Here is a 22,887-nt window from a genome sequence, read left to right as displayed (position 1 = left end):
GGCCGACCCGTCCGTCAGCGCCGTGGGCCGGCACCGCGATCGGTGGGGCCGTCCGGCTGCCAGGCGAGCGTGACTTCGAAGTTCGCCTCTCCGGTCGCCTTCGCCACCACCCAGCTCGCCGTGCCGGTGGCCTTGATCCCGAAGCGCACCTCCACCGCATCGGGAGAGACGGTCTTGACCTGTTCCAGCAATTCCCGGGCGGCGGCGACTGCCGGCGCCGCGGATTCGCGTACCCAGCCGGCGACGTCGCCGAAGCCGGCGGGCTGGAAACCTGGCGTCGGCTCGACTTCGATCAAGGCAACCGTTTCGTCGTCGACCTGGTAGCGGACCACCTCAGACTGCACGGTCACCTCCGTGACGTATTTCAGGGGAACGGGCAGGAGGGTTCGCGGCGGAGCAGAACTCCGGCCCTCCCGCCGGTCTGCCATGCTGCCCGTTGCCCTTGTCACTTCGCAATGGTCCGGCCGGCGAACCGCGCCGAATCGGTCGAACAGGCGTTTCAGCCGGGCCGTCCACGCAGGACCGTCAGAGATCCACTGTGCTGTCCTGTCGGCTTTCGTCAGCGAGATCGGTGACCTTGCGCGAGCCGGAGACCGTCGGCAGAATCGGCCCGTGCGCCGGGGCCGTCCCCGTTGCCCACCTCGATCATGGCCACCCCTTCCGAGCCTTCGATCACACCGTCGACGCGGTGGGAGCTCGTGCCGCAGAGGAGCATCCGCATGCCGGAAAAGGAACTGACCCTCGTCGACCGGTGCATTCTTGTCACGCTGATGGTGAAGGCGGCGCCATTGCCGCAGACCTACTTCACCAATGTCGCCGGTATCGGGCTGAAAGCGGATCACCGCCGTCGACTTCAGTCGCTCGGCCTGATCGAGGTCACGGAGAAGCCGATCACGCTGGCGCTCACCGACAAGGGATGGGATCGCGCCACCGGCGAGCTGGGCGCGGAGCCGCCGAAGGGCGCCGGTACCGCCGGCGGAACCCTCTACGTCGCGCTCGACTTCCTGCGCCGGCTGATCGACCACTCCGGGATCCGCGCCGACGACCTGTTCCGGATGCAGATCAACCGGGACGAGGTCGTCGCGCCGCCGGTGGCGTCGCCGGCATCCGCGGCCGTCGACGCGGTGGCGCTGATCCGGCAGGCGTACCACGAGCTGGCCGCCAAGCCCGGTGACTACGTCATGCTGGCAGACCTTCGCGAGGCCCTCGCCGATCTGCCCCGCCACGAGTTCGACGCCGCGCTGGTGACGCTCAACCGGGAGCGCGGCGTGAACCTGGTGCCCGAGTCCAACCAGAAGGTGCTCAAGCCGCAGGAGCGGGCGGCGGCGGTGACCATCGGCAACCAGGACAAGCATCTGGTCGCCATCTCGTCATGATCGGGGACGAGCAACGCCGCGCCCTGGCGGCGCTGAGGTTCAACTGGGCTCCGACCCCGGACGACGTCTGGAAACCGACTCCCTTCCACGTCGAGGGCCTGCACCACGACGTCGTCTCGACGGTGCTGGACAGCTTCGCGGAGGCTCAGGCCAGCACCGACTCCAGTCCGGTGGGGGTGGCCATCCTCGGCCAGCGCGGCACCGGCAAGACCCACCTCATCGGCACGGTCCGCCAGCAGGTACAGGGGCGCGGCGGCTTCTTCTTCCTGGTCGAGTTGCTCGAGGCCCGGACGTTCTGGCAACGCACCGCGATCTCGATGCTGGAGGGCCTGGTCCGGCCGATGCCGGACGAGACCACCCAGCTGCGGACGTTCCTGCGCCGGCTGGCCGACGAAGTGAGGGCGCCCCGCACGGTACGCCGCGCGGTCGCCGGCGAGACCGAACTCAGCCGTTCCACGCTCGACGCGTTCGTCGACCTGATCCGCAAGAAGGACCGCCAGATCGGTACGGAGTGCCAGGACACCGCGCGTGCCCTGGTGCTCTACGCGGCCGAGCAGTCCGCCGTGCAGGACATCGGCTACGACTTCCTGTCCTCCATGGACGAGGAGGAACCCGGCCAGCGGGCCGGATGGGGGCTGCGGCGAAACCGACGTGCGCCCCAGGAGGTGGTCCGGGACATCTCCCGGCTGCTCGCCGTCGTCGGCCCGACCGTGATCGCGGTGGACCAGATCGACCTGATGATCGCCCAGTCCGTGAAGGCGACCAACCAGGACGCCCGGGGCGAGGCGGACTGGCAGACCTCGCTCCTGCTCGAACAGGTCGCCAGCGGCCTGATGGCGCTGCGCGAGACCACCCGCCGGACCCTGTCCGTCGTCTCGTGCCTGCCGCAGACATGGCGCAGCATCCAGCAGCAGGCGACGGACACCGTCCAGGACCGGTTCCGGGAGGCTGCCCCGCTCAAGGAGATCCCCTCCGTCGAGGTGGGCCGCGAGCTGGTCGAGAAGCGGTTCGCGGTGCTCTTCGAGGGCCTCGGGTTCACGCCGCCCCATCCCACCTGGCCGGTCCACCCGGACGCGTTCCAGGAGGTCGTCGGCTTCACCCCGCGTGAGCTGCTACGGCGGATCGACACACACGTCCGGGCCTGCCTGGCCGACGGCGAGGCGCGGGAGCTGCGGCACCTGCTGCACGCCAGCGGCGATCGCGTCGCCGACGGGCTCGTCCACGCCCCGGTCACCGGGCCGCCGCCGGAGAACCGGGCGAACGGATTCAGCAAGATCGACGCCCGGTACGCGGAGCTGGTCGCCGCCGCCGACACCGGCTCTGCCGTATCCCCGGAGTCAGAGGACGGCCGTGTCCCGCGCCTGCTCGAAGCCGGCCTGACCGCGTGGATCGCCGCGCAGGGGACGGCCGTCGACGCGTTCAGCCTCGACCCGATCCCCGCCGGGACCAAGCCGGCGCTGCACGCTCGGCTACGGCACAGCCTGAGCGAGGACAGCGAGGACGAGGAGCACTGGTCGTTCCGGGCGATCTCCGCGCCGCACCACATCGCTGTGCTCAACCGGATTCGCAACGCGATCACGACCGCCGGGCTCACCGAAGGGGTCGCCAAACGCCGGCTCTTCCTGCTACGCAGCGCGGAGTGGTCGGCCGGTGCCCGTACCCGCGAGGTGCTGGACGCGTTCGAGCGGGCCGGTGGCCGGAGGCTCCCCCTGGACACGCCGGACGTCGCCCGGATGGTCGCGCTCGAACAACTCATCCAGGACTACGGGCGGGAGACGCTGCGACCCTGGTTCGCCGATCGCCGGCCGGCCTCCGACATCACCTGCCTGCGGGAGGCGCTGGGCGACTGGCCGGGCGCGCCGGAAGCCGTCCGGGCCGAGGAGCGGCCGGAGGAGGTGCCGGACCGACCCCCGGTCGGGACGCCACCGCCGGTCACCGCTGCGCCGCGCTCCGCCGGTCCCGTCCCCGCATCGCGCTCCGCCAGTCTCGTCCCTGCGCCGCGGTCCGCCGGTTCCGGCCCGGTTCCGCCGATGATCGCTCCCCTGCCGCCGGTGGCGGGCATCGACCCGGCGCGGATGGAGATCGGCACGGTCACCGGGCGGCCCGACCCGGTCGGCATCGACCTCGAAGCGCTGCGCCGGCACACAGTCATCTTCGCCGGCTCCGGCTCCGGCAAGACCGTCCTGATCCGCCGCCTGATCGAGGAGTGCGCCCTGCGCGGCGTCTCGGCCATCGTGCTCGACCCCAACAACGACCTGGCCCGGCTCGGCGAGGCCTGGCCCGAGCCACCGCCGGGCTGGGGCGCCGACGACGCCCGCCGCGCGGCGGAATATCTGGCCGGCACCGACGTGGTCGTCTGGACGCCAGGACGGCAGGCCGGTCGGCCGTTGACGTTCCAGCCGTTGCCGGCCTTCGCCGACGTGCTCGACGACCCGGACGGGTTCACCTCGGCCGTCAACGCCGCCGTCGCCACGCTCGCCCCGCACGCCCGGGTGGACGGCGGAACCGACAAGGCCCGACTCGGCCGGGCCGTGCTGCGCGAGGCGCTGATCGGCTACGCCCGCAGCGGCGCAAGTGACCTGCGCGAGTTCACCGACGTCCTCAACGACCTCCCGGACGGAGTGAGTCAGCTCGACAGCGCGCCCAAGCTGGCCGCCGGCATGGCACAGCTACTCAAGGCCGCCCTGATCAACGATCCGCTCCTGGGCGGCGTCGGAACGCCTGTCGATCCGGGCGAACTACTCACCCCGCCACCCGGTCGCCGCGCCCGGGTCTCGGTGATCAACCTCGCCGGGCTGTCCGAGGAGAATCAGCGGCAGAGCTTCGTCAACCAGTTGCAGCTCGCCCTGTTCACCTGGATCAAGCGCCATCCGGCCGGGGACCGGCCACTCGGTGGACTCTTCGTCATGGACGAGGCACAGACGCTCGCCCCGTCCGGCGCCGTGACCGCCTGCACCCAGAGCACGCTCGCGCTGACCTCGCAGGCCCGCAAGTACGGGCTGGGGCTGGTCTTCGCCACCCAGGCGCCGAAGGCGTTGCACAACCAGATCCCCGGCAACGCCGCCACGCAGTTCTTCGGCCTGCTCACCGTGCCGGTACAGATCGAGGCGGCCCGGGACGTGGCCAGGGCGAAGGGCACCGACGTCCCGGACATCGGCAAACTGCGTACCGGCCAGTTCTACGCCACCGTGGAGGGTGCCCGGTTCGTCAAGATGCAGGCGCCGATGTGCCTGACCCACCATCCGCGCAGCCCGCTGACCGCGGAGGAGATCGTCCGGCTCGCGACGCTCAGGTGATGTCGCGGCGCATCGGGACGACCACGGCGATCGCGGCGGCGGTCAGCGCGTACGCGGTCAGCAGCAGGGCGCCGGCCGCCGGTGGCAGGAGCGCGACGGCGTCGTTGCCGAGCTGCGCGGACATCGCGTCGGCGACGTAGGTGAAGTCGGTGAGCGCGGCGGTGGCCCCGCCGGGCAGGAGCGGGTAGAGCGCGTTGACGCCGGGGATCATCATCAGGACGGGCTCGGCCAGGTACAGGTAACCGACCACCACGCAGACGGCCGCGACCTGGTTACGGAGCAGGGCGCCCACGCCGACGCCGACGAGCAGGTAGACAGCCATCGCGACGCCGATGCGGGCGAGCAGCGCCAGCACCGTGGGGGCGGGCAGGCCCAGCGGCACGCCGCGCGCGGCGGCGACTGTGAACAGGGCTGCCGCGGCGGCGACGGCGAGCGCGAGGCCGTAGGCGAGGCCGACGACCGCGTGGGTGGCGAGTTTGGCGGCGAGCACCCGCCCTCGGCGCGGCGCGAACACGAACGTGACGGCGGCGGTGCCGTGCCGGTACTCGGAGGTGGCCGCGAGGGCGCCGGCGGCGGCCGGCACGAAGGCGGTGAAGCCGAGGATGCCGAGGATCGACCGCAGGCCCTCCTCGGTGTGCAGGCCGGGCATCGGTGGGTCGAAGTTCTCCGGGCCGACCAGCGCCATCATCCCGACCAGGCCGCCGCCCAGCGCGACGGAGGCGAGCAGCAGCGCACCCCACATCCGGGTCGCCAGCACCCGGCGCAGTTCCGCTCGGAGCAGGTTCATCGGGCCTCCGCCTTGTCGGTGGTCAGGTCGAGGAAGAGCTGTTCGAGGCTTGTGGTCTCGGTGACCAGCTCGTGGACCCGCACGCGATGGGCCGCGGCGAGGTCGGCGACGCCCGGCGCGTCCAGTCCGCGTACCCGCAGCCGGCCGGGACCGGCGGCCTCGACGGACCCGGCGGCGGCCGCCAGCGCGGCGGCCAGAGCTGTCGCGTCCGGCGAGGTGACGAGCACCGTCGGCGGGCCGGTGAGCCGGGACCACGGCCCGGCGGCGACGAGTTCCCCGCGCCGAATGACCACCACGTCGTCCACCACCTGCTGGACCTCGTGCAGGACGTGGCTGGAGACCAGCACGGTGCGGCCCTCGTCGGCGAGGCGGCGCAGCAGCCCGCGCAGCCACGACATGCCTTCCGGGTCCAGGCCGTTCGCCGGTTCGTCGAGCAGCAGGACGCGCGGGTCGCCGAGCAACGCCGTGGCAAGGCTGAGCCGTTGCCGCATGCCGGTGGAGAACCCTCGGGTACGACGGTCGGCGGCGTGGGCGAGGCCGAGCAGATCCAGCAGTTCCGCGACCCGGCTGTTCGGGCAGCCTGCCATCGCGGCGTAGACGCCCAGGTGGTCACGGGCGGTGTGGCCGGGGTGGAACGCGTTGCCGTCGAACACCGCGCCGACGATCCGTGACGGCTGTGCCAGCCGGCCGTAGGGCTGCCCGCCGATGGTGGCGGCGCCGCTGGTCGGCGTCACCAGTCCGGTCAGCATGCGCATCGTGGTGGTCTTGCCGGCGCCGTTCGGGCCGAGGAAGCCGGTGACCGCGCCGGGTCGCACGGTGAAGGTCAGATCGCGTACGGCGGTGACGTCGCCGTAGCGTTTGGTCAGGCCCGACGCCTCGATCGCCAGGTGGTCGCCGGTCACGACCGGCCCCGCGTCGCACGCTCGATCGTGCCGGCGAGGCCCGGCGCGGCCGGGTCGGAGACCACCACCTCGTCGAACTCCCCGCCGGCCGCCGCGCGGTCCAGCACCAGGTGCAGGCCGGGCTGACCCCGCCGGGCCGCCACGAGCTGCCGGGGACCGCCGAACAGACCCCAGACGCCGATCTTGGCGAAGCCGGACACGGCGTACCCGCGCCGGGCGCCCCGGGCCAGCCGGATCGGCTCGTCCACCGGGGCGGCGTGCCGCACGGCGGCCAGGCGCAGCGCGAACCGCTCCCGCCCGACCCACATCCGTTCCCATCCGGTGAACCGGATGTCGATCACATCGCCGTCGAGCATTACGGAGGCCATCAGTCGTCGCCCTTCGTCGTGTCGGAGTCGTGCGCTGATGTGCGCGTGTCGCCGGGGGTCGCCTGGCGATCGGCGGGCATCAGGATGGTCGTCAGCAGCCGGGGGGTCCGACCGTCGCCGGGCCCTCTGGCGAGCAACGGGCCGACCAGCGCGCTGAGCCCGGCCGCGAACTCGTGCAGCTCGGCGTCGGTCAGGTGCAGTACGAGCTGCTGGTATCCGACGCCGTCGGCGACGAAGTCGACGGACTCCCGGGCGAGGTAGCGGGAGAACTCGGACAGCAGGCTCGACACGAACGCGGTGAAGTAGCGCGCGTGGTCCTCCGGCGTGGCCGTAGCCAGGGCCGCCGGGTCCAGCGCCGCGCCGTGCGCGGGCAGCGCGTACACCCGCTCGACGGCGCCGCGCACCTTGCGCTCCTCCACCACGTCGAGCATCCCGGTCTTCACGAGCGTCGCCAGGTGCCGGTAGAGCGTGGCGTGCGGGACGTCGGGCAGCAGCTCGACCAGGTCGTGAGTGGTCACCCGGGTGCCCGCCACGGCGCGCAGGACGCGGAGCCGCACCGGGTGCAGCGCCACCTCCGCCCACCGCTCCATCGACATCGCCATGGCCGAACGCTATCACTATCGATAGTGATAGAGGTAGAGGGTGGGGCGGCCGGGGCGCGATGGCCGGAGGATCAGACGGACGGACGGGTGTGGTGGGCCAGCACCCGCGCGAGCAGCCGGGTCAGGTCCGCGCGCTCGTCGGCCGACAGTGGGGCGAGCAGCTCGTCCTGGACGGCGGCGAGTCGCTTCTCCAGCCGCCGGAGCTGCCGCCGCCCGGCCGCCGTGATGGTGACGACGTTGCGCCGCCGGTCGGCCGGGTCCGGTGAGCGGACGACGAACTCCCGCTCGGCGAGTTCGTTGAGTGCGGCCACCACGTCGCTGACGTGGATGCCGCTGCGCCGGCCGAGCGCCGCCTGACTGGCCGGGCCGAACTCGTCGAGCGTGGCGAGCAGCCGGAAGTGGTAGCCCCGCGCGCCGTCCGCCGCCAGCCCGTCGGCGACCAGCCGGCCGGCGCGTACGGCGGTCTGGGTGATCAGCCAGCTCGGCAGGCCGGCCAGGCGGGTCGGTACGAGGTCCGGCTCCGGGTTCTCCACGTGCCAAGCCTATCCGGAAACGTTGGCGGCCCCAACGATTTGCGCTACCGTTGGTCACCCTAACGTTTGTGCCACCAACGAAAGGCGGCAATCGTGATCGAGCCGTTCCGAGTCCACGTCCCCCAGGCCGACCTCGACGACCTGGCGGACCGCCTGGCCCGCACCCGCTGGCCCGACGAGCTACCAGGCGCCGGGTGGGACTACGGCATTCCGCTGGCCCGGGTACGCGAGCTGGCCGAGCGCTGGCGCACCACGTACGACTGGCGGGCGGCCGAAGCCGAACTGAACCGGTATCCGCAGTTCACCACCACCATCGACGGGCAGAACATCCACTTCCTGCACGTACGGGCCGCCGACCCGGACGCGCTGCCGCTGATCCTCACCCACGGCTGGCCCGGCTCGATCGTGGAGTTCCTCGACGTGCTCGGCCCGCTCTCCGAGCAGTTCCACCTGGTCGTGCCGTCGATCCCCGGATTCGGCTTCTCCGGCCCGACCCGGGAACGCGGCTGGGACGTCGACCGGGTCGCCCGCGCCTGGGCCGAGCTGATGCGCCGGCTCGGCTACCGGCGGTACGGCGCCCAGGGCGGCGACTGGGGCTCGGTGATCTCCACCCGGCTCGGCGGCATCGACCCGGAACACGTCGTCGGCGTGCACCTCAACTACCTGCCCACGCCCCCGCCGCCCGGCTGGACCGGCGAGGCCGGCCTGTCCGACGAGGACCGGGACCGGCTCACCCGGATCATGCGGCTCAAGACGCAGCGCCACCCGCACCAGGTGCTCTACGCCAGCCGCCCGCAGACCGTCTCGTACGCGCTGCACGACTCACCCGTCGGCCAACTCGCGTGGATCGCCGAGAAGTTCACCGAGTGGACCGACCCGGGATCGGTCGTCAGCGTGGACCGCATCCTCACCGACGTCTCGGTCTACTGGTTCACCGGCACTGCCGCGTCGTCGGCGCGGCTGGTGCGGGAGAGCGCGTTCGGTGGCCCGCCCGCGCCCTGCCCGCCGCCGATCGGGGTGGCCGTGTTCGCGCACGACATCACCCGGTCCGTCCGCCCGATCGCCGAGCTGACGTACACGATCCGGCAGTGGAGCGAGTTCGACCGGGGCGGCCACTTCGCCGCGCTGGAGGTGCCGGACCTGTTCGTCGACGACGTCCGGTCGTTCTTCTGGAACCTGCGATGACGGGACGAGTCGCGGAAGTCCCCTGTCCCACCCTCACCGTCGTGGATCTGCACCTGGTGGTGTGCCGTGCCCTGTGCGCCGTCACCTGTGTCCCGTGCTGGGCATGCGGTGTGTGCCGGGGAGTCGAACCCCTGCGCCTGCCCTCGGCGCGCCAGGAGTGAGCCGGATTGCCCGCCGGCTCTCGGGGGCGTGCACGCCTCCACGTCGGCTACCTGCTCCGCGACTCGTCAGTCCAGCAGATCGACCTCCCAGTTCGTCCGCTGGATCGTGGTGTCCACCTCGCGGATCTGCCGGGCCAGCTCGTCGGCCTGCCGGCGCAGCTCCGCCACCGGCAACGCCGGGACCATCTTCAGCTCCGACCGGAGCTGACGGTAGCCGCGCTGGCCCTCGCCCGCGGCGGCGTCCGCTGCCGCGGTGACCACGCCGTGCCGCAGGCGCAGCACGTCGCGACGCGCGAGCGCGTCGGTCAGGGTGCCACCGTCCACGACAGTCGCGGCGTTCGTACGGTTGATCCGCCGGATCAGCGTCTCCAGCTCACCGAGCACCCCGGCCGCCTCGACGAGCAGCGCCGAGGCGTCCTCGGCGGGCGTCTCGCCCTCCTGGTAGCGGGCGCTCGCGGTGATGCGGGCACGGAGCTGTTCGGCGCGTCGCGCCGCATCCGCCCGCAGCGCAAGGGCCTCCGCAATCTTCATGGCGAGCAGTATGGCCACCGGGGAGCACGGGTGTCGCCGCGTTTTCCGGCGACGGTCCGGCCCGGGACGACCGGGCCGGACCGCCGCCGCGGCGTTCAGCTCATCGCCGCCGCGAACATCCCCGGCTCGTACGAGCCGCCGCGCTGGTGCACGAGCACCGCGAACCGGTTCGCCGCGTTGATCAGCCCGAGCAGGCAGACGAGCGCGGCGATCTGGTCGTCGTCGTAGTGCTCGCGCACCTGCGCCCACGTCTCGTCGGACACGCCCTGATGGGCGTCGGCGAGCCGGGTGCCTTCCTCGGCGAACGCCAGCGCCGCGCGCTCGGCGTCGGTGAAGACGGTCGACTCGCGCCAGGCGGCGACCAGGTTCAGCCGGACCGCGCTCTCACCCCCGGCCACCGCCTCCTTGGTGTGCATGTCGATGCACCAGCCGCAGCCGTTGATCTGGCTGGCCCGCAGCGACACCAGCTCCTGGACGGTGCGGGGCAGCGACGACTGGTGGATCGCCAGGCCCGCGCCGGCGAAACGCTTCATGAACGTGGCCGAGACCGCGTTCTCGAACAGGTTGAATCGGGTCTGCATCGGTTGCGCCCTCTCTGCTTCGGTGGAGTCGGACGAACACGAGATGCCGGGGACCGCCTCGGCGTGACGGCGACGCCGGGTGAGGACCACCACAGCGACCCGATGTCACACGGCGGCCGCGGGCGGCGTCTGGTGGGGAGCGCAGCCGGACAGCGGAGGAGCCAGCCATGGCGGACCAGGCCACCGAGGACTTTCTCGCGCACCGCAACCTGCTCTTCACCGTCGCGTACGAGATGCTCGGCTCGGCGGCCGACGCGGAGGACGTGGTGCAGGAGACCTGGCTGCGCTGGGCCGGCGTCGACCTCGGCGAGGTGCGGGACCGGCGCGCCTACCTGGTGCGGATCACCACCCGCCAGGCGCTGTCCCGGCTTCGCACGCTGGGCCGGCGCAAGGAGTCCTACGTCGGGTCGTGGCTGCCCGAGCCGCTGCTCACCGCGCCCGACGTGGCAGACGACGTGGCGCTGGCCGAGAGCGTGTCGATGGCGATGCTGCTGGTGCTGGAGACGCTCACACCGACCGAGCGGGCCGTGTTCGTGCTGCGTGAGGTGTTCGACGTCGGCTACGACGAGATCGCCGAGACGGTCGAGCGGACTCCCGTCGCCGTGCGGCAGATCGCGCACCGGGCGCGGGCCCACGTCGCGGCGCGCCGCCCCCGGCGTACCGTCCCGGCGGCCGAGGCCCGCGACGCCCTCGACGCGTTCCGGCGGGCGGTCGAGACCGGCGACCTGGACGGGCTGCTCCGCGTCCTGGCCCCGGACGCGGTGCTGGTCGGCGACGGCGGCGGGATCAAGCAGGCGCTCGCCCGTCCGGTCACCGGCGGCGACAAGGTGGCCCGGCTGCTGGCCGGCGGCTGGCACCGGATCGCGGCGGTGGCGTCGATGGAGCCGGTGCAGGTCAACGGCTACCCGGCGCTGCTGGTACGCCTCGACGGCGAGCTGGACACCGTCGTCGCGGTACGCCTCGACGACGGCCGGATCAGCGGCCTCTACGCGGTGCGCAACCCGGAGAAGCTGTCCCGCATGACCCGGGAAACGACGCTGCGCCGGTGAGCACGCGATCGTGCGACGATCGCCGGAGAAACTGCGCTGGACCAACCGCACTCAGCGGCGGACGCCCACCCCACCGTAGCCGTGCGACACCGCGGCCTGTGGCTCGCCGTCGGGCCGCCACTGGGCCACCTTGACCAGGCCCGGTTCGACCAGCTCGTACCCGTCGAGGAAGCGGGCCACCTGGTCGCGGGTGCGGGGCACCAACGGTGAGCTGCTGCGGCGGTAGATCGCGGTGCCCTGCTCGGTGGGCAGCGTCGGCAGACCGTCCAGCGTGAGGTGGGACAGGGCGAGCACACTGCCCGGCACGGTGGCGTCGCGCAGCCTCGCCACCGCCGCGTACGGGTCGTCGGCGTCCGGCACGAAGTGCAGCACCGCGAGCAGCAGCACCGCCACCGGCTCGCTCAGGTCGATGGTGGCCCGCAGCGTCGGATCGGCCAGCAACTCGCCGGGGCGCCGCAGGTCACCCCGGAGCACCACGGTGCGGCCGTCGACGGGCAGCAGCCGCCGGGCGTACGCGACAGCCACCTCGTCGTGGTCGACGTAGACCACCCGGGCGTCGGGGCGGATCGCGCGGACCACCTCGTGCACGTTGCCCTGCGTGGGCAGGCCGGCGCCGATGTCGAGGAACTGACGTATGCCCTGCTCGGCGGCCCAGCGCACGACCCGGCGCAGAAACGCGCGGTTGCTCTGCGCGGCGACCCCGGTGTCCGGGAAGATCCTCAGGATCTCCTCGGCGGCGGCACGGTCGGCGGCGAAATTGTGGCAGCCGCCCAGGTAGTAGTCGTACATCCGGGCGACATTGGGTCGGTTCTCAGCCTCCGTCACGCCTCGTTGTCTAGCACTCTGGGCGACACACCGCTGACCCGTCGTGTCGATGATCCGGCCGATCCCGCCGTCCACCTGGTACGACGGTGGGACACGCCGTCGCGAGGAGGTACCGATGACAGGTGGCCGGGAGACAGTGGAGGTCGATCCGGTGGTGTTCCGCGCCGTCTACGACTCGCCCGCCTCGCTGCCGGGGCGGCACCGGTGGACCACCCCGGAGGCGGACGTGCGGCGGCTGGAGAAGCTGCTGAACATGCCGGCGCGCAGCATCGGCGCGCCGCTGTGGGTCAGTGGCGACGAGCCGGACTGCCCGAAGTGCGGGCGGCGGGCTACCTGGTACGACATCGTCGCGTCCGCGCTGCACGGCGTGCACGACCGCACGATGATCGCCCGGGTGATCCTCGGCGACCGCAAGTACGTGAACACCGAGGTGCCGGACGCTATCCCGGGTGTCCACTGTGCCGACTGCCGGACCCCGATCACCGGGTTGCGCAGCTTCAAGTGCCACAACTGGGCGTACGCGTTCGAGGCGCTGGAGGAGGTCGTCGCGCGGATGTCCGGCCTGCCGGCTCAGTCGTCGCCGCCCGCCTCCTCCTGAGCGCGTCGTTCGGGACGGCGGCCGGGCGGGGCCTGCGGCTCCGGGCCGGGGTCGGGCACCGGCGGCATCGGCCGGATGACCGGCTCGTCGCCGGTGACCCGGAGCTGTTCGCCGTGGTGCCACAGCTCGACCGCGTCGCCCGGACCGGGGTCCGGCAGCTCGTAGCGGGCCTCCTGCCCGGTGAGCGTGACCCGCAGCCGGTGCCCGTGCCGGCGCAGGTGGAACACCAGCCGGGTGATGGGCCGAGGTAGCCGCGGCTCGAACGCGAGCACACCCTTGTCGTCGCGGAGCCCGCCGAAGCCCTGCGCCACCACCAGCCAGGCGCCGGCCAGGGACGCCAGGTGCAGCCCGTCGGCGGTCTTGTCGCCCAGGTCGGCGAGGTCCTGCAACGCCGTCTCGGCGAACAGGTCGTACGCCAGGTCGAGGTGCCCGACCTCGGCGGCGAGGATCGCCTGCGCGGACGCCGACAGCGACGAGTCCCGGACGGTCCGCGCCTCGTAGTAGGCGACGTTGCGCGTCTTCTCCTCGGCGGTGAACTCCCCCGGGCAGCGCAGCATGGCCAGCACCAGGTCGGCCTGCTTGACCACCTGCTTGCGGTACAGCTCCTGGTAGGGGAAGTGCAGCAGCAGCGGGTAGTCGTCCTCGCCGGTGCCGGCGAAGTCCCACTCCGGCTGCGTGGTGAAACCGGCCGACTGCTCGTGCACGCCGCGCTTGCCGTCGTACGGGACGAACACCGCGTCGGCGGCGGCCCGCCAGCCGGCCACCTCGGCGGCGTCGACACCCAGCCGGGCGGCGACCTCCGGGCAGTCCTCGGCGGCGTCGGCGGCCCCGCGCAGGTTGCGCCGCGCCATCAGGTTCGTGAAGACGTTGTCGTCGACCAGCGCGGAGTACTCGTCCGGCCCGGTGACGCCGGTCAGGTGGAACGCGCCGCCGTCGTCGAAGTGGCCGTAGCCGTGCCACAGCCGGGCGGTCTCGATCAGCACCTCGGCGCCGCACTCGGCGAGGAACCCGGTGTCGCCGGTGGCCGCCACGTACCGCAGGATCGCGTCCGCGATGTCCGCGTTGACGTGCAGGCCCGCGCTGCCGGCCGGCCAGTAGCCGGAGCACTCCCGGCCGCTGAGCGTCCGCCAGGGGTAGGTGGCGCCGGTCAGGCGCAGCTCGGCCGCGCGTTCCCGGGCCTCGGGCAGGTGGGCGTGCCGCCAGCGCAGCGCCGAGCGGGCCAGTTCCGGCCTCAGGTACGTCAGCACCGGCAGCACGTAGCCCTCGGTGTCCCAGAGCACGTGCCCGTCGTAGCCGTTGCCGGTCAGCCCTTTTGCCGGGATGGTCCGGTCACCGTCGGCGCGCCCCGACTGGAGCAGGTGGAACACCGAGAACCGCACCGCGAGTTGCAGCTCCGGATCGCCGTCCAGCTCGACGTCGGCGGTGGCCCACGCGGCGTCCAGGGCGGCGCGCTGCTCGGCGAGCAGGGCGTCGAATCCGTCGGCCCGGGCCGCTTCCGCCTCCGCGACGACCAGGTCGGCCAGCTCACCGGGCGGGGTGCCGTCGACCTCCGCGCACTCGTACGCGGCGAACCGGGTGACCCGGATCCGCTCGCCGGGGCGTACCGGGCCGGACAGCGCCAGCCGGAACCGGTCGGCGGTCAGCTCGGTGTCGGTGGCGATCTCGTCCGGGGCCTCGACCCGGTTCGCGACGGCGACGGCGACCCGCTGGCCGCTGCGCCCGGTCCGGTGCACCAGCACACCGTCGAGGCCGTCGTCGCGGCGGATCTCGCCGGTGAGCGGATCGTGGATCACCGAGGCGGCCCGCGGGTCGTCGGCGCGTTCCGGCACCCGCTGGTTGGCGAGCAGGTCGGCGCCGACCCGCAGCCGGACCGGCTCGTCCAGCGGCTCGACCGTCCAGTCGACGGCGGCGACCGGACGACGGGTCAGTGAGACCAGCCGGGTGCTGCGGACGCGGACGCCCCGGCCGCCCGGCGAGATCCACTCGGTCTCCCGGCGGACCACGCCGGCGCGCAGGTCCAGCTCCTGGTGGTGCCGCCGGATCGTGCCGGTACGCACGTCGAGCGGCTCGTCGTCGACCCAGAGCCGGATCAGGGCGGCATTCGGGGCGCTGATCACCGTGTCGCTGCGCTCCGGGAAGGCGTACCCGCTCTCCGGGTAGCTCAGTTCGTGCTGCTCGTGGAACCCGTTGAGGTAGCTGCCCGGCATGCCGCACGGCTCGCCCTCGTCGAGCGTCCCGCGCCAGCCCACCCAGCCGTTCGCCAGCGCGAAGATCGACTCGGTCTCACCCAGCCGGTCCAGGTCCGCGCTGGTGCGCCGGATCCGCCAACCGTCGTCGCCGTGCGACACGTGCCCTCCCGAGTCCGAAGCCTGGACCGCCACCGAACCAGACCCGGCTGGGAGGCGGCTGGGACTCCGATACCCGTGGCGACCCCCGCCCGCACCTGCGGGTGGCCGATCACACGGTGACGAGCACCAGCGTGGCGGCGGTGCCGAGCACCAGGAACGGCCCGAACGGCAGGTGCCCGGTCCAGCGGACCCGCCGGGCGGCGAGCAGCACCACCCCGGCCAGCCCGGCGAGGACGAGCGCGAGCACCAGCCCGGCCACCAGCACCGGCCAGCCGTACCAGCCGAGCAGCGCGCCCGCGCCGAGCGCCAGCTTGGCGTCGCCGAGGCCGAACCCGCGCCGCCCGAGCAGCAGCGTGGTCGCGGCGAAGCCGCCGCCGAGCGCCAGAGCGGCGACTGTGGCGCGGATCCACGGGTCCGCGCCCGAGCCGGTCAACGCGGCCACCCCGAGCAGCACCCACGCGCCGGCCGCGGCCGGCCAGGTGAGCCGGTCGGGCAGCCGGTGCGCCATCGCGTCCACGATCGTCATCGGCACCGCCCAGAGCAGCCACCAGGCGAGCGCCAGGCGCGCGGCGGGCACGCCGCCGGCGAGCACCGGCACGGCCACCGCGAGCAGCAACGCCACCTCCACCACTGCGGGGGCCGCGCCGATCCGGCCCCGGCAGACCGGGCAGCGGGCGCCGGGCCCGAGCGCCGGCAGTGGCCGGTCCAGCCCGATCGGGGCGGCGCAGCCGTCGCACCCCGTCCGGTCCGGAGACCCCGGGGGTACGGCGTAGCGCGCCACCGCCAGCCGGAGCAGCGGTACGACCGCGAGGGCGGCAAGCAGCCGGACGACCGGACGGCGGACCTCGGCCACCGGTCCGGTACGCCGTACCCGTTCAGCGGTCACGCCGGCTCCCCCGTCCGGTTGCCCACGGTTCCATCGTGGAGCACGCAGAGTGATTCTTGGTCCGTCCACATGTGACGGATGGGACCCGGGCCGGCGTGAGACGCGACGCGCGGCGGGCCGGAGCGCACCGAGACCCCGGACCGGGTGGACGACGGGACGGATCGGACGAGCGGCACGCTCCCCACCCATACCGACGGCTCGTCGGCACCCGCGCGGCGGGTACGGGTGAGCACACGCCCGCCGGGCCGGAGCCCACCGGAAGCCCGCTCGTCATCGTGACGACACACACCGGCCACCACCTCCCGTCTTCACTCACCGTGTTCACGTGAATTGCCTCTGTTGCATCGGCGGACGTGAGCTTATGCTCGCCCCTTGGGTACGACGCAACCCCCGATCAATTGGCGTCGGAGGAGTCAGGGCACAGAGTCCGCAGCAATCAGTACAGGTCAATACCAGTGGTGGCGACGGGGGCCCGGAGTGACAGTTCCGGGCGCGCTTCCGCATGCCCGGAGCGGGTCGGCGTGATCGCCCCGGGCCGGCACCGAGGAGGGATCGGCGTTGCGCACACGGCAATCCCGCCGATGGGAAATCTACCTGCTCAGCCTCGCGCTGGCGGTCGGCGCGACCGGCTGCGGCACCGAGCCGGAGGCGGCCACCCGCCCGCTCACCGGCCGCGCCGCCGCCCCCGCCACCCATTCCGCCGCGGCGGAGAAGGAAGCCGAAAAGGCGGCGCTTGCCGCGTATTCCGGCTATCTCGACGCGTCCCGGGCGGCGAGCGCCCGAAGCGATCCGTCCCATCCCGCTCTGGCCCGTTTTCTGGCTGATCCGCTGCTGACCCGGGTGCGAATGGCAATTCTCGACGCGAAGGAGCACGGCGCGATGCGTACCGGGAAACTGGTCTCCGATCCCACTGTGGTCTCGGTCGACCTGGCCGCCCGCCCGCCGACCGTCGAGATCCAGGACTGCCTGGACGCGAGCGGCTACCGGCTCGTCTACGCCAAGGACCGCAAGGCCGTGCCGGGCACCCGCGGCGGGCGCTACCTCGCCACCGCCACAGCGGTCCGCTTCCCGGACGGCCGGTGGTTGATCAACGGCGGCGCCGCACATCAGGACCAGCCGTGCTGACCTGGGGAGGATGGGGTGTCCCGGCCCGCCAGCCCCGGGCCGGGACGCTCCGCCGGCTGCTGCTCGCCGCCGGCCTCGCCGCGTTGCTGACGCTCACCGGCGCACCCGCGCGCGCCGCCGACCCCGGCGGTTCGTGCCCGCCGGAACAGACCGACTGCGACGTCTGGGACGACGACCGCGGCACCCCCGGCGGACCGGGCGGACCGGGCGGTGGCGGGGACAACGGCGGCGGCAACGGCGGGGGCGCGCCGAAGTGCCAGTGGAACGGCCGCGTCATCCCCTGCTACAACGAGGCGCTCGGCTGGTTCAACAACGCCGACGGCTGCTACTACAAACTCGCCGAGCCGCAGGACGAGGCGCCCCCCGGCAAGCAGTGGTACCAGCTCACCTGCAACGGCGGCGACACGGGCAGCATGCGCCAGGAACTCCTGGACGCCCCGCCGCCCGGCTACGGCGCGCCGCCGGACCCGGAGGAACTGGCCCGACGCGCGCTGGCCTCGATCTCGCTGCTCCCACCCCGGGCCTCGGTCGCGCCCCGGCGCAGTCAGGGACCGGGCCTGGTCGGGCTGCCGGTCTGGATGTGGGCCAGCCCGGGTGAGGCGTACTTCGGGCCGCTGAACGCCTCCGCCTCGGACCGCGGGCTGACCGTCCGGATCACCGCCCGGGTGGACCGGATCGTCTGGCACATGTCCGACGACATCGACGTCACCTGCCACGGACCGGGCACGCCGTACCGGGCCGACGGGCCGCGGGCCGGCTTGACCTCGCCCGACTGCGGTCTCGACGCGGGCTATCCGAAGGCCGACACCTACCAGGTCAGCGCCACGACGTTCTGGACCGTCGAGTGGTCCGGCGGCGGCGAGAGCGGCGTGATCGCCCAGAGCCGGTCCAGCGGCGTCATCCCGGTACAGATCAACGAGCTTCAGGTGGTGACCCGATGAGTGTGGTGGCAGCCCGCAACGGAACCCCGATGGAGGCGCCGATCGCGCCGCCGAAGGTGGTCCGGCAGCGACGTGTCCGGCCCGGCCTGCTCGGCCTGGCGATCCTGCTGATCGCCCTCGGCGGGCTGGGCGCGGCGTTCGCGGTCACCTCGGTGCGCTCCACCGGCATGTACCTGGCCGTGGCCCGGCCGGTCGACGTGGGCCGGCAGCTCACCGCCGACGACCTGGTGCCGGTGCGCGTCTCCGGCGGACGGGAACTCCAGCCGGTGCCGGCCGACCGGATGGACGAGGTGCTGGGACTGCGGGCGGCCGTCCGGCTCACTCCGGGCACGCTGCTCACCCCGGCGCAGCTCACCGAGGCCCCGCTGCTCGGCCCCGGCCAGCAGCAGATCGCGCTCGGACTGGAACCTGAGCAGGTGCCGGCCCGAAAGCTGAACCCCGGCGACAAGGTGCTGCTGGTCAGCACGCCGAGCAACGCCACGAACGGCACCGACGCGTCCCGCGGCGGCGGAACCCGGTTCGAGGGCACCGTGATCGACACCGCCACGCCGCAGAACGGCGACGTGGTGGTCTACCTGGCGCTGACCGTGCGGGACGTGCCGGCGGTCGTGGCGCTCGCCGCCGACGACCGGATCGCGCTCGTGCTCACCGAGGCGGCCTGATGGCGATCATCGCCCTGGTCTCGGCGAAGGGTTCGCCGGGCGTCACCACCGCGGCGCTCGCCGCCGCGTTGAGCTGGCATCGGCGGCTCGTGCTGGCCGAGTGCGACCCGGCGGGCGGCTCGATCCTCGCCGGCTACCTCGGCGGGGCCCTGGACGGCCCGCGCGGCATCGGCGAGCTGGCGGTGGGCGAGCTGCGCGACGGCAGCCTGGAGCAGACGTTCTGGTCCCAGCTGGTCGACCTGGACGCGCCCCGGCGCGAGCGGCTGCTGCTACCCGGCGTGGTCGACCCGGCCCAGGCCGGCAGCGTGATCCCGCTCTGGCAGCGCTTCGCCGACTACTTCACCGGGCTGGAGCGGGGCGAACCGCCCTACGACGTGCTCGTCGACTGTGGCCGGCTCGCAGTCGGCGGTCCGCCGTGGCCGCTGCTCCGGGCCGCCACCGTGGTGCTGCTGGTGACCCGGGCGAACCTGCCCGACCTCTCCGCCACCCGGGCCACCGCCCGGGCGATCGAACGGGACCTCACCGAGCACCGCGTACCGCCGGGCACGCTGCGGCTGCTCGTGGTCGGGGACGGGCACGGCACCAGCGAGATCAGCAAGGCGCTGCGGCTGCCGGTGATCGCCCGCCTGCCGCACGACCCGCGTACCGCCGAGGTGCTCGGCCACGGCGGCACCGTACGCGCGAACCGGCCGCTGATGCGCGCGGCCGGCGCCCTGGAGGTGCCGGTCCGGGCGCTGCTGGACCGGCGGCGGGCCCGGCTCGCCTGGCCGGGTGCGACCACACCGCGCGCGGTGACCGCGCCGAGCATGCCGGGGGTGTCCGGTGCGGTTTGAGCCGGTCTCCCACGACCCGCGCGGGCAGCAGCCCGGCGTCGTCTCCACGGTCCCGCCGCTGGCGCCGCCGAACGGCCGGCACCACGTCCCCGGCCCGCTCCCCGCCGCGCCCCCGGCCCCGCCGCCGCGCCCCCGGATCGACTTCGCTGTGGTCCGCGAGCTGCGCCGGGAGCTGAGCGAACGGCTCACCCACTGGCAGCGCGGACGCGAGTTCGACCCCGACGCCGAGGAGGTCGAGCGCGCCCGGCTGGCCGTCACGGTGGTCTCCGCGTACGCCGACTCAGTACGCCGGTCCGGCACGCCGATGGCAGCGGACTCCGAACGGCTGCTGCTCGACCAGGTGACAGCCGAACTCGTCGGGCTGGGCCGGCTCCAGACGCTGCTCGTCGACGACAGCATCGAGGAGGTGCACATCCTCGGCTGCGACCAGGTGCGCATCACCCGGCACGGCGGCGGCGTCGACTGGGCCGAACCGATCGCCGAGACCGACGACGAGCTGGTGGAGATCCTCCAGGCGGCGGCCCGCCGGGCCGGGGCCACCGAACGCTCGCTGTCCACCTCGAAGCCCACGCTCGACCTGCAACTGCCCGACGGCAGCCGCCTCGCCGCCGTGTTCCTGGTCAGCCACCGCCCGTACGCGGTGATCCGCAAGCACAACACGCTCGCGGTGAGCCTGGAGGACATCGCGGGCGGGCGGCCCGACCTGGACGAGATGATCGATCCGCTGCTGCGCGACTTCCTCCGCGCGTCCATGCGGGCCGGGTTGAACATCATGGTCGCCGGGCTCGCCGGTGCCGGGAAGACCACTGTCATCCGGGCGCTGATGGACGAGATCCCGGCCGACGAGCCGTACGTGCTGCTGGAGGAGAGCCGGGAACTGCTGCCTGCCCGGCGTGGGCACAAGCACCGGGCGGTGATGAGCTTCGAGTCCCGCGAGGGGCACGGCGAGCGCGGCGCGGACGGGCGGCCGGCGGGTGAGGTCAGCATCGCCGACCTGATCCCGGTGTCGCTGCGGATGGGCGTGCTGCGGATCATCGTCGGCGAGGTGCGGTCCCGGGAGATCGTGCCGATGCTCCAGGCGATGACGACGAGCCGCGGGTCGATGTGCACCATCCACGCGCGCACCCCCTCGGGGGTGAGCGAACGCATCATCGAGCTGGCGCTGTCGCACGGCCGGGAGATGACAGTCGACCAGGCCCGCCGGATGGCCGGCAACGCGCTCGACCTGATCGTCTACGTGACTGTCGAGGACGAGACCGCGATCGGTGGGCGCAAGCACCGCTTCGTCTCGCACGTCGAGGAGGTCATCGGCGTCGGCGAGGGCAACCGGATCACCACGACCAGCGTCTTCGGTCCGGGGCCGGACGGCCGCGCGGTCCCCCGCCACCTGCCCGAACGCATCCGCGAGCAGTTGCTGCGCGTCGGCTACGACGCCCGGCTGCTCACCCGGTTCGTGGAGGCCGGTGTGGGCGCGTGGCGGCGGCCCCGGCACACCCGCCTCGGGGCGCGGCCGAGCGGAGGCCCGGCGTGACGCAGATCGAACTGATCGCCCTGGTCTCCGGCGCGGCCTGCGTGGCCGGGCTGGTGCTGACGGTGGTCGCGCTCGTCGGCACCCGCCGCCCGCCGGGTCCGGCACCGGGCGCCGGGCCGGGCCTGAGCCGGCTCTGGACCGGTTCCGGCGCGAGCCGCGCCGACCAGCGCCGCTACCAGCTCCTGCTCGGCGCCGCGGTGGTCGCCGGAGCGGCGGCGTTCCTGCTCACCGGGCTGCCGGTGGTCGGCCTGCTGGTGGCGCTCGCGGTGCCGGGCGTGCCGTGGCTGTTCGCGGTGGGCCGGGCCGAGCAGCGGGCCATCGCCCGGGTCGAAGCCGTAGGCGAGTGGACCCGCCGGCTCAAGGACATCTCGGCCACCGGCCAAGGGCTCCAGCAGGCCATCATCGGCACCATCGCCACCGCGCCGGAGGAGATCCAGGAGGAGGTACGCACGCTCGCGGCCCGCCTCCAGGCCGGCTGGCTGGCCCGCTCCGCGCTACTCGCCTTCGCCGACGAGATCGCCGACCCGGTCGCCGACCAGGTGGTGGCCGCGCTGATCCTGCACCTCACCGACCGGGGCGAGCGCCTCGGCGACGTGCTCGGGTCGATCGCCACCGCCGCGTCGGCCGAGGTCGCGACCCGGCGGGAGGTCGAGGCCAAACGCACCCAGCCCCGGTTCGCGGTCCGCTTCCTCACCGGCATGACGCTGGCGACGCTGGCGTACGGGCTGGTGAACAGCGACTACATCCGTCCCTACGGGACCGTGACCGGCCAGCTCGTGATGGCGGTGCTCGGCGCGGCGTTCGTCGGCCTGCTGGTCTGGGTGCGTTCGATGAGCCAGCCGCCCCGGCCCGCGCGCTTCCTGCCGGCGCCCGACCTGGAGGAGGCGATCGCATGATCCTCAACTGGCAGATGGCGATCGCGGTGCTCGGCGGGTGCGCGGTCGGGCTCGGACTGTTCATGGTGGTCCGCGAGGCGCTGCCGGCCACCCCGGCGCTCGGCCCGGCGCTGCGCCGGCTGCACCAGCCGCCCGGCCAGGCCCCGGCCGCCGGCGCCGGGCCGGACTGGCTCGGCGGGTTCGCCCGCTGGCTGCGCCCGCCGCACCGGCAACTCGCCCTGCTCGACCGCACCCCCGAGCAGTACGCCCTTTCCGTGCTGCTCTCCGCGCTCGTCGGGTTCGCCACCCCGGCGGTCGCCTCGGCAGTGCTCTTCGTCGGCGGGGTGGCGCTGCCGGTGGCCGTACCGGTGCTGACCAGCCTGGGCCTGGCGCTGGGCGCCGGTCTGCTCGCGCACCGCGCGGTCCTGGCCAAGGCCGACGCCGCCCGGGACGAGTTCCGGCAGGCGGTCTGCACCTACCTCGACCTGGTGGCGTTGCAGCTGTCCGCCGCGCACGGCCCGGTGCAGTCGCTGGAACGCGCGGCGGCGGTCTGCGACGGCTGGGTCTTCGACCGGATCCGGGAGGCGCTGCGGCTCGCCCAGCTCCAGATGCACTCGCCCTGGGACGAGTTGCAGGAGCTGGCCGACCGGATCGGCATCCCGGAGCTGGGCGACGTGGGCGCCATCATGCGCTCCTCCGGCAGTGAGGGCGCCCAGGTGCACGAGACGTTGCGGTCCCGTGCCGACTCGCTGCGCGACCAGATCCGTACCGACAACCTGGCCCGGGCCGAGGGGGTCACCAGCAAGTTGGACATCCCCGGCTCGCTGCTGGTGTTCGTCCTGCTCGGCTTCGCCGTCTATCCGTTCCTCGCCCGTCTGTGAACCCACCTTCG

At 73.4% G+C, this 22,887-nt stretch carries 23 protein-coding genes; 12 read left to right on the top strand and 11 right to left on the bottom strand.

The genetic code is table 11. The features are described from left to right. Window positions 1-14: 14 nt before the first annotated feature. On the bottom strand, window positions 15-344 hold the full coding sequence (locus MicB006_RS01390; protein WP_013283485.1) for a CU044_2847 family protein: 330 nt from the start codon (window positions 342-344) through the stop codon (window positions 15-17). 288 nt (window positions 345-632) lie between these two features. Between MicB006_RS01390 and MicB006_RS01385 the strand changes: the two genes are divergently transcribed. Then, on the top strand, window positions 633-1,376 hold the full coding sequence (locus MicB006_RS01385) for a hypothetical protein (protein WP_225980603.1): 744 nt from the start codon (window positions 633-635) through the stop codon (window positions 1,374-1,376). After that, window positions 1,373-4,672: a helicase HerA domain-containing protein gene (locus MicB006_RS01380; RefSeq protein WP_116503315.1), complete on the top strand. Its 3,300-nt coding sequence runs from the start codon at window positions 1,373-1,375 to the stop codon at window positions 4,670-4,672. The genes MicB006_RS01385 and MicB006_RS01380 overlap by 4 nt, the downstream gene beginning before the upstream one ends. On the opposite strand, the gene MicB006_RS01375 is transcribed toward MicB006_RS01380, so the two are convergent. The 5 genes from MicB006_RS01375 to MicB006_RS01355 form a co-directional block, all read right to left on the bottom strand. Continuing rightward, complete coding sequence (locus tag MicB006_RS01375) at window positions 4,665-5,459, bottom strand: ABC transporter permease (protein ID WP_073826620.1); 795 nt, start codon at window positions 5,457-5,459, stop codon at window positions 4,665-4,667. The genes MicB006_RS01380 and MicB006_RS01375 overlap by 8 nt on opposite strands. Then, window positions 5,456-6,361: an ABC transporter ATP-binding protein gene (locus MicB006_RS01370; protein WP_116503314.1), complete on the bottom strand. Its 906-nt coding sequence runs from the start codon at window positions 6,359-6,361 to the stop codon at window positions 5,456-5,458. Before MicB006_RS01370 ends, MicB006_RS01375 begins: the two co-directional genes overlap by 4 nt. Then, complete coding sequence (locus tag MicB006_RS01365) at window positions 6,358-6,729, bottom strand: hypothetical protein (protein WP_116503312.1); 372 nt, start codon at window positions 6,727-6,729, stop codon at window positions 6,358-6,360. The genes MicB006_RS01370 and MicB006_RS01365 overlap by 4 nt, the downstream gene beginning before the upstream one ends. After that, window positions 6,729-7,331 (bottom strand): helix-turn-helix domain-containing protein, encoded by a 603-nt coding sequence (locus MicB006_RS01360; RefSeq protein ID WP_225980602.1) that lies wholly within the window; start codon window positions 7,329-7,331, stop codon window positions 6,729-6,731. Before MicB006_RS01360 ends, MicB006_RS01365 begins: the two co-directional genes overlap by 1 nt. A gap of 71 nt (window positions 7,332-7,402) precedes the next feature. Beyond that, complete coding sequence (locus tag MicB006_RS01355) at window positions 7,403-7,864, bottom strand: MarR family winged helix-turn-helix transcriptional regulator (protein ID WP_116503310.1); 462 nt, start codon at window positions 7,862-7,864, stop codon at window positions 7,403-7,405. A 93-nt stretch (window positions 7,865-7,957) separates the two neighbouring features. Between MicB006_RS01355 and MicB006_RS01350 the strand changes: the two genes are divergently transcribed. Beyond that, on the top strand, window positions 7,958-9,049 hold the full coding sequence (locus MicB006_RS01350; protein ID WP_116503308.1) for an epoxide hydrolase family protein: 1,092 nt from the start codon (window positions 7,958-7,960) through the stop codon (window positions 9,047-9,049). Between the two features lie 227 nt (window positions 9,050-9,276). Here the strand turns inward: MicB006_RS01350 and MicB006_RS01345 are convergent, their stop codons facing one another. Together MicB006_RS01345 and MicB006_RS01340 are read right to left on the bottom strand one after the other, a co-directional pair. Then, entirely contained in the window at window positions 9,277-9,741 is a 465-nt protein-coding gene (locus tag MicB006_RS01345; protein ID WP_064448468.1) for a DIP1984 family protein, read from the bottom strand. Between the two features lie 95 nt (window positions 9,742-9,836). Next, window positions 9,837-10,322 (bottom strand): carboxymuconolactone decarboxylase family protein, encoded by a 486-nt coding sequence (locus MicB006_RS01340; RefSeq protein ID WP_116503307.1) that lies wholly within the window; start codon window positions 10,320-10,322, stop codon window positions 9,837-9,839. Window positions 10,323-10,489: 167 nt separating this feature from the next. Between MicB006_RS01340 and MicB006_RS01335 the strand changes: the two genes are divergently transcribed. After that, window positions 10,490-11,371 (top strand): RNA polymerase sigma-70 factor, encoded by an 882-nt coding sequence (locus tag MicB006_RS01335; RefSeq protein WP_116503305.1) that lies wholly within the window; start codon window positions 10,490-10,492, stop codon window positions 11,369-11,371. A 51-nt stretch (window positions 11,372-11,422) separates the two neighbouring features. Here the strand turns inward: MicB006_RS01335 and MicB006_RS01330 are convergent, their stop codons facing one another. Continuing rightward, a complete protein-coding gene (locus MicB006_RS01330) occupies window positions 11,423-12,196 on the bottom strand; it encodes an SAM-dependent methyltransferase (protein WP_116503304.1) in 774 nt (257 codons plus the stop codon). Between the two features lie 115 nt (window positions 12,197-12,311). On the opposite strand from MicB006_RS01330, the gene MicB006_RS01325 reads away from it, so the two are divergent. Further along, window positions 12,312-12,794, top strand: coding sequence for a hypothetical protein (locus MicB006_RS01325; RefSeq protein ID WP_116511061.1), 483 nt, complete (start codon window positions 12,312-12,314; stop codon window positions 12,792-12,794). On the opposite strand, the gene MicB006_RS01320 is transcribed toward MicB006_RS01325, so the two are convergent. Beyond that, on the bottom strand, window positions 12,767-15,142 hold the full coding sequence (locus MicB006_RS01320) for a glycoside hydrolase family 65 protein (protein WP_116503302.1): 2,376 nt from the start codon (window positions 15,140-15,142) through the stop codon (window positions 12,767-12,769). The two genes, MicB006_RS01325 and MicB006_RS01320, sit on opposite strands and share 28 nt — an antisense overlap. A gap of 109 nt (window positions 15,143-15,251) precedes the next feature. Then, entirely contained in the window at window positions 15,252-16,028 is a 777-nt protein-coding gene (locus MicB006_RS01315) for an A24 family peptidase (protein ID WP_116503300.1), read from the bottom strand. 558 nt (window positions 16,029-16,586) lie between these two features. On the opposite strand from MicB006_RS01315, the gene MicB006_RS01310 reads away from it, so the two are divergent. Genes MicB006_RS01310 through MicB006_RS01280 form a run of 7 tightly spaced genes read left to right on the top strand, consistent with a single transcriptional unit; the run spans window position 16,587 to window position 22,876 of the window. Continuing rightward, window positions 16,587-17,153: a hypothetical protein gene (locus tag MicB006_RS01310; RefSeq protein ID WP_116503298.1), complete on the top strand. Its 567-nt coding sequence runs from the start codon at window positions 16,587-16,589 to the stop codon at window positions 17,151-17,153. Continuing rightward, window positions 17,147-18,094 carry a hypothetical protein gene (locus MicB006_RS01305; RefSeq protein WP_116503296.1) on the top strand — a complete coding sequence of 316 codons (948 nt, stop codon included), beginning with the start codon at window positions 17,147-17,149 and terminating at the stop codon, window positions 18,092-18,094. The genes MicB006_RS01310 and MicB006_RS01305 overlap by 7 nt, the downstream gene beginning before the upstream one ends. Further along, window positions 18,091-18,756 (top strand): SAF domain-containing protein, encoded by a 666-nt coding sequence (locus tag MicB006_RS01300; protein WP_116503294.1) that lies wholly within the window; start codon window positions 18,091-18,093, stop codon window positions 18,754-18,756. Before MicB006_RS01305 ends, MicB006_RS01300 begins: the two co-directional genes overlap by 4 nt. After that, entirely contained in the window at window positions 18,756-19,589 is an 834-nt protein-coding gene (locus tag MicB006_RS01295) for a ParA family protein (protein ID WP_116503292.1), read from the top strand. The genes MicB006_RS01300 and MicB006_RS01295 overlap by 1 nt, the downstream gene beginning before the upstream one ends. Beyond that, window positions 19,579-21,120, top strand: coding sequence for a CpaF family protein (locus tag MicB006_RS01290; protein WP_116503290.1), 1,542 nt, complete (start codon window positions 19,579-19,581; stop codon window positions 21,118-21,120). Before MicB006_RS01295 ends, MicB006_RS01290 begins: the two co-directional genes overlap by 11 nt. After that, complete coding sequence (locus MicB006_RS01285) at window positions 21,063-22,016, top strand: type II secretion system F family protein (protein WP_370013404.1); 954 nt, start codon at window positions 21,063-21,065, stop codon at window positions 22,014-22,016. Before MicB006_RS01290 ends, MicB006_RS01285 begins: the two co-directional genes overlap by 58 nt. Further along, window positions 22,013-22,876 carry a type II secretion system F family protein gene (locus MicB006_RS01280; RefSeq protein ID WP_116503289.1) on the top strand — a complete coding sequence of 288 codons (864 nt, stop codon included), beginning with the start codon at window positions 22,013-22,015 and terminating at the stop codon, window positions 22,874-22,876. Before MicB006_RS01285 ends, MicB006_RS01280 begins: the two co-directional genes overlap by 4 nt. The last annotated feature ends 11 nt before the right edge of the window (window positions 22,877-22,887 follow it).

The sequence above is a fragment of the Micromonospora sp. B006 genome, from assembly GCF_003408515.1.
In the GTDB taxonomy this organism is placed as follows: domain Bacteria; phylum Actinomycetota; class Actinomycetes; order Mycobacteriales; family Micromonosporaceae; genus Micromonospora; species Micromonospora echinospora_A.
The sequence above is the reverse complement of the archived record's forward strand: the minus strand, read 5'-3'. Positions and strand labels throughout refer to the sequence as shown.

Bases quoted from the DNA above. Each gene is read 5' to 3' on its own strand.
- MicB006_RS01375 (WP_073826620.1), bottom strand. From the start codon at position 5,459: ATGAACCTGCTCCGAGCGGAACTGCGCCGGGTGCTGGCGACCCGGATG.
- MicB006_RS01295 (WP_116503292.1), top strand. From the start codon at position 18,756: ATGGCGATCATCGCCCTGGTCTCGGCGAAGGGTTCGCCGGGCGTCACC.
- MicB006_RS01280 (WP_116503289.1), top strand. From the start codon at position 22,013: ATGATCCTCAACTGGCAGATGGCGATCGCGGTGCTCGGCGGGTGCGCG.
- MicB006_RS01380 (WP_116503315.1), top strand. From the start codon at position 1,373: ATGATCGGGGACGAGCAACGCCGCGCCCTGGCGGCGCTGAGGTTCAAC.
- MicB006_RS01345 (WP_064448468.1), bottom strand. From the start codon at position 9,741: ATGAAGATTGCGGAGGCCCTTGCGCTGCGGGCGGATGCGGCGCGACGC.
- MicB006_RS01325 (WP_116511061.1), top strand. From the start codon at position 12,312: ATGACAGGTGGCCGGGAGACAGTGGAGGTCGATCCGGTGGTGTTCCGC.
- MicB006_RS01335 (WP_116503305.1), top strand. From the start codon at position 10,490: ATGGCGGACCAGGCCACCGAGGACTTTCTCGCGCACCGCAACCTGCTC.
- MicB006_RS01360 (WP_225980602.1), bottom strand. From the start codon at position 7,331: ATGGCGATGTCGATGGAGCGGTGGGCGGAGGTGGCGCTGCACCCGGTG.
- MicB006_RS01300 (WP_116503294.1), top strand. From the start codon at position 18,091: ATGAGTGTGGTGGCAGCCCGCAACGGAACCCCGATGGAGGCGCCGATC.
- MicB006_RS01365 (WP_116503312.1), bottom strand. From the start codon at position 6,729: ATGGCCTCCGTAATGCTCGACGGCGATGTGATCGACATCCGGTTCACC.
- MicB006_RS01340 (WP_116503307.1), bottom strand. From the start codon at position 10,322: ATGCAGACCCGATTCAACCTGTTCGAGAACGCGGTCTCGGCCACGTTC.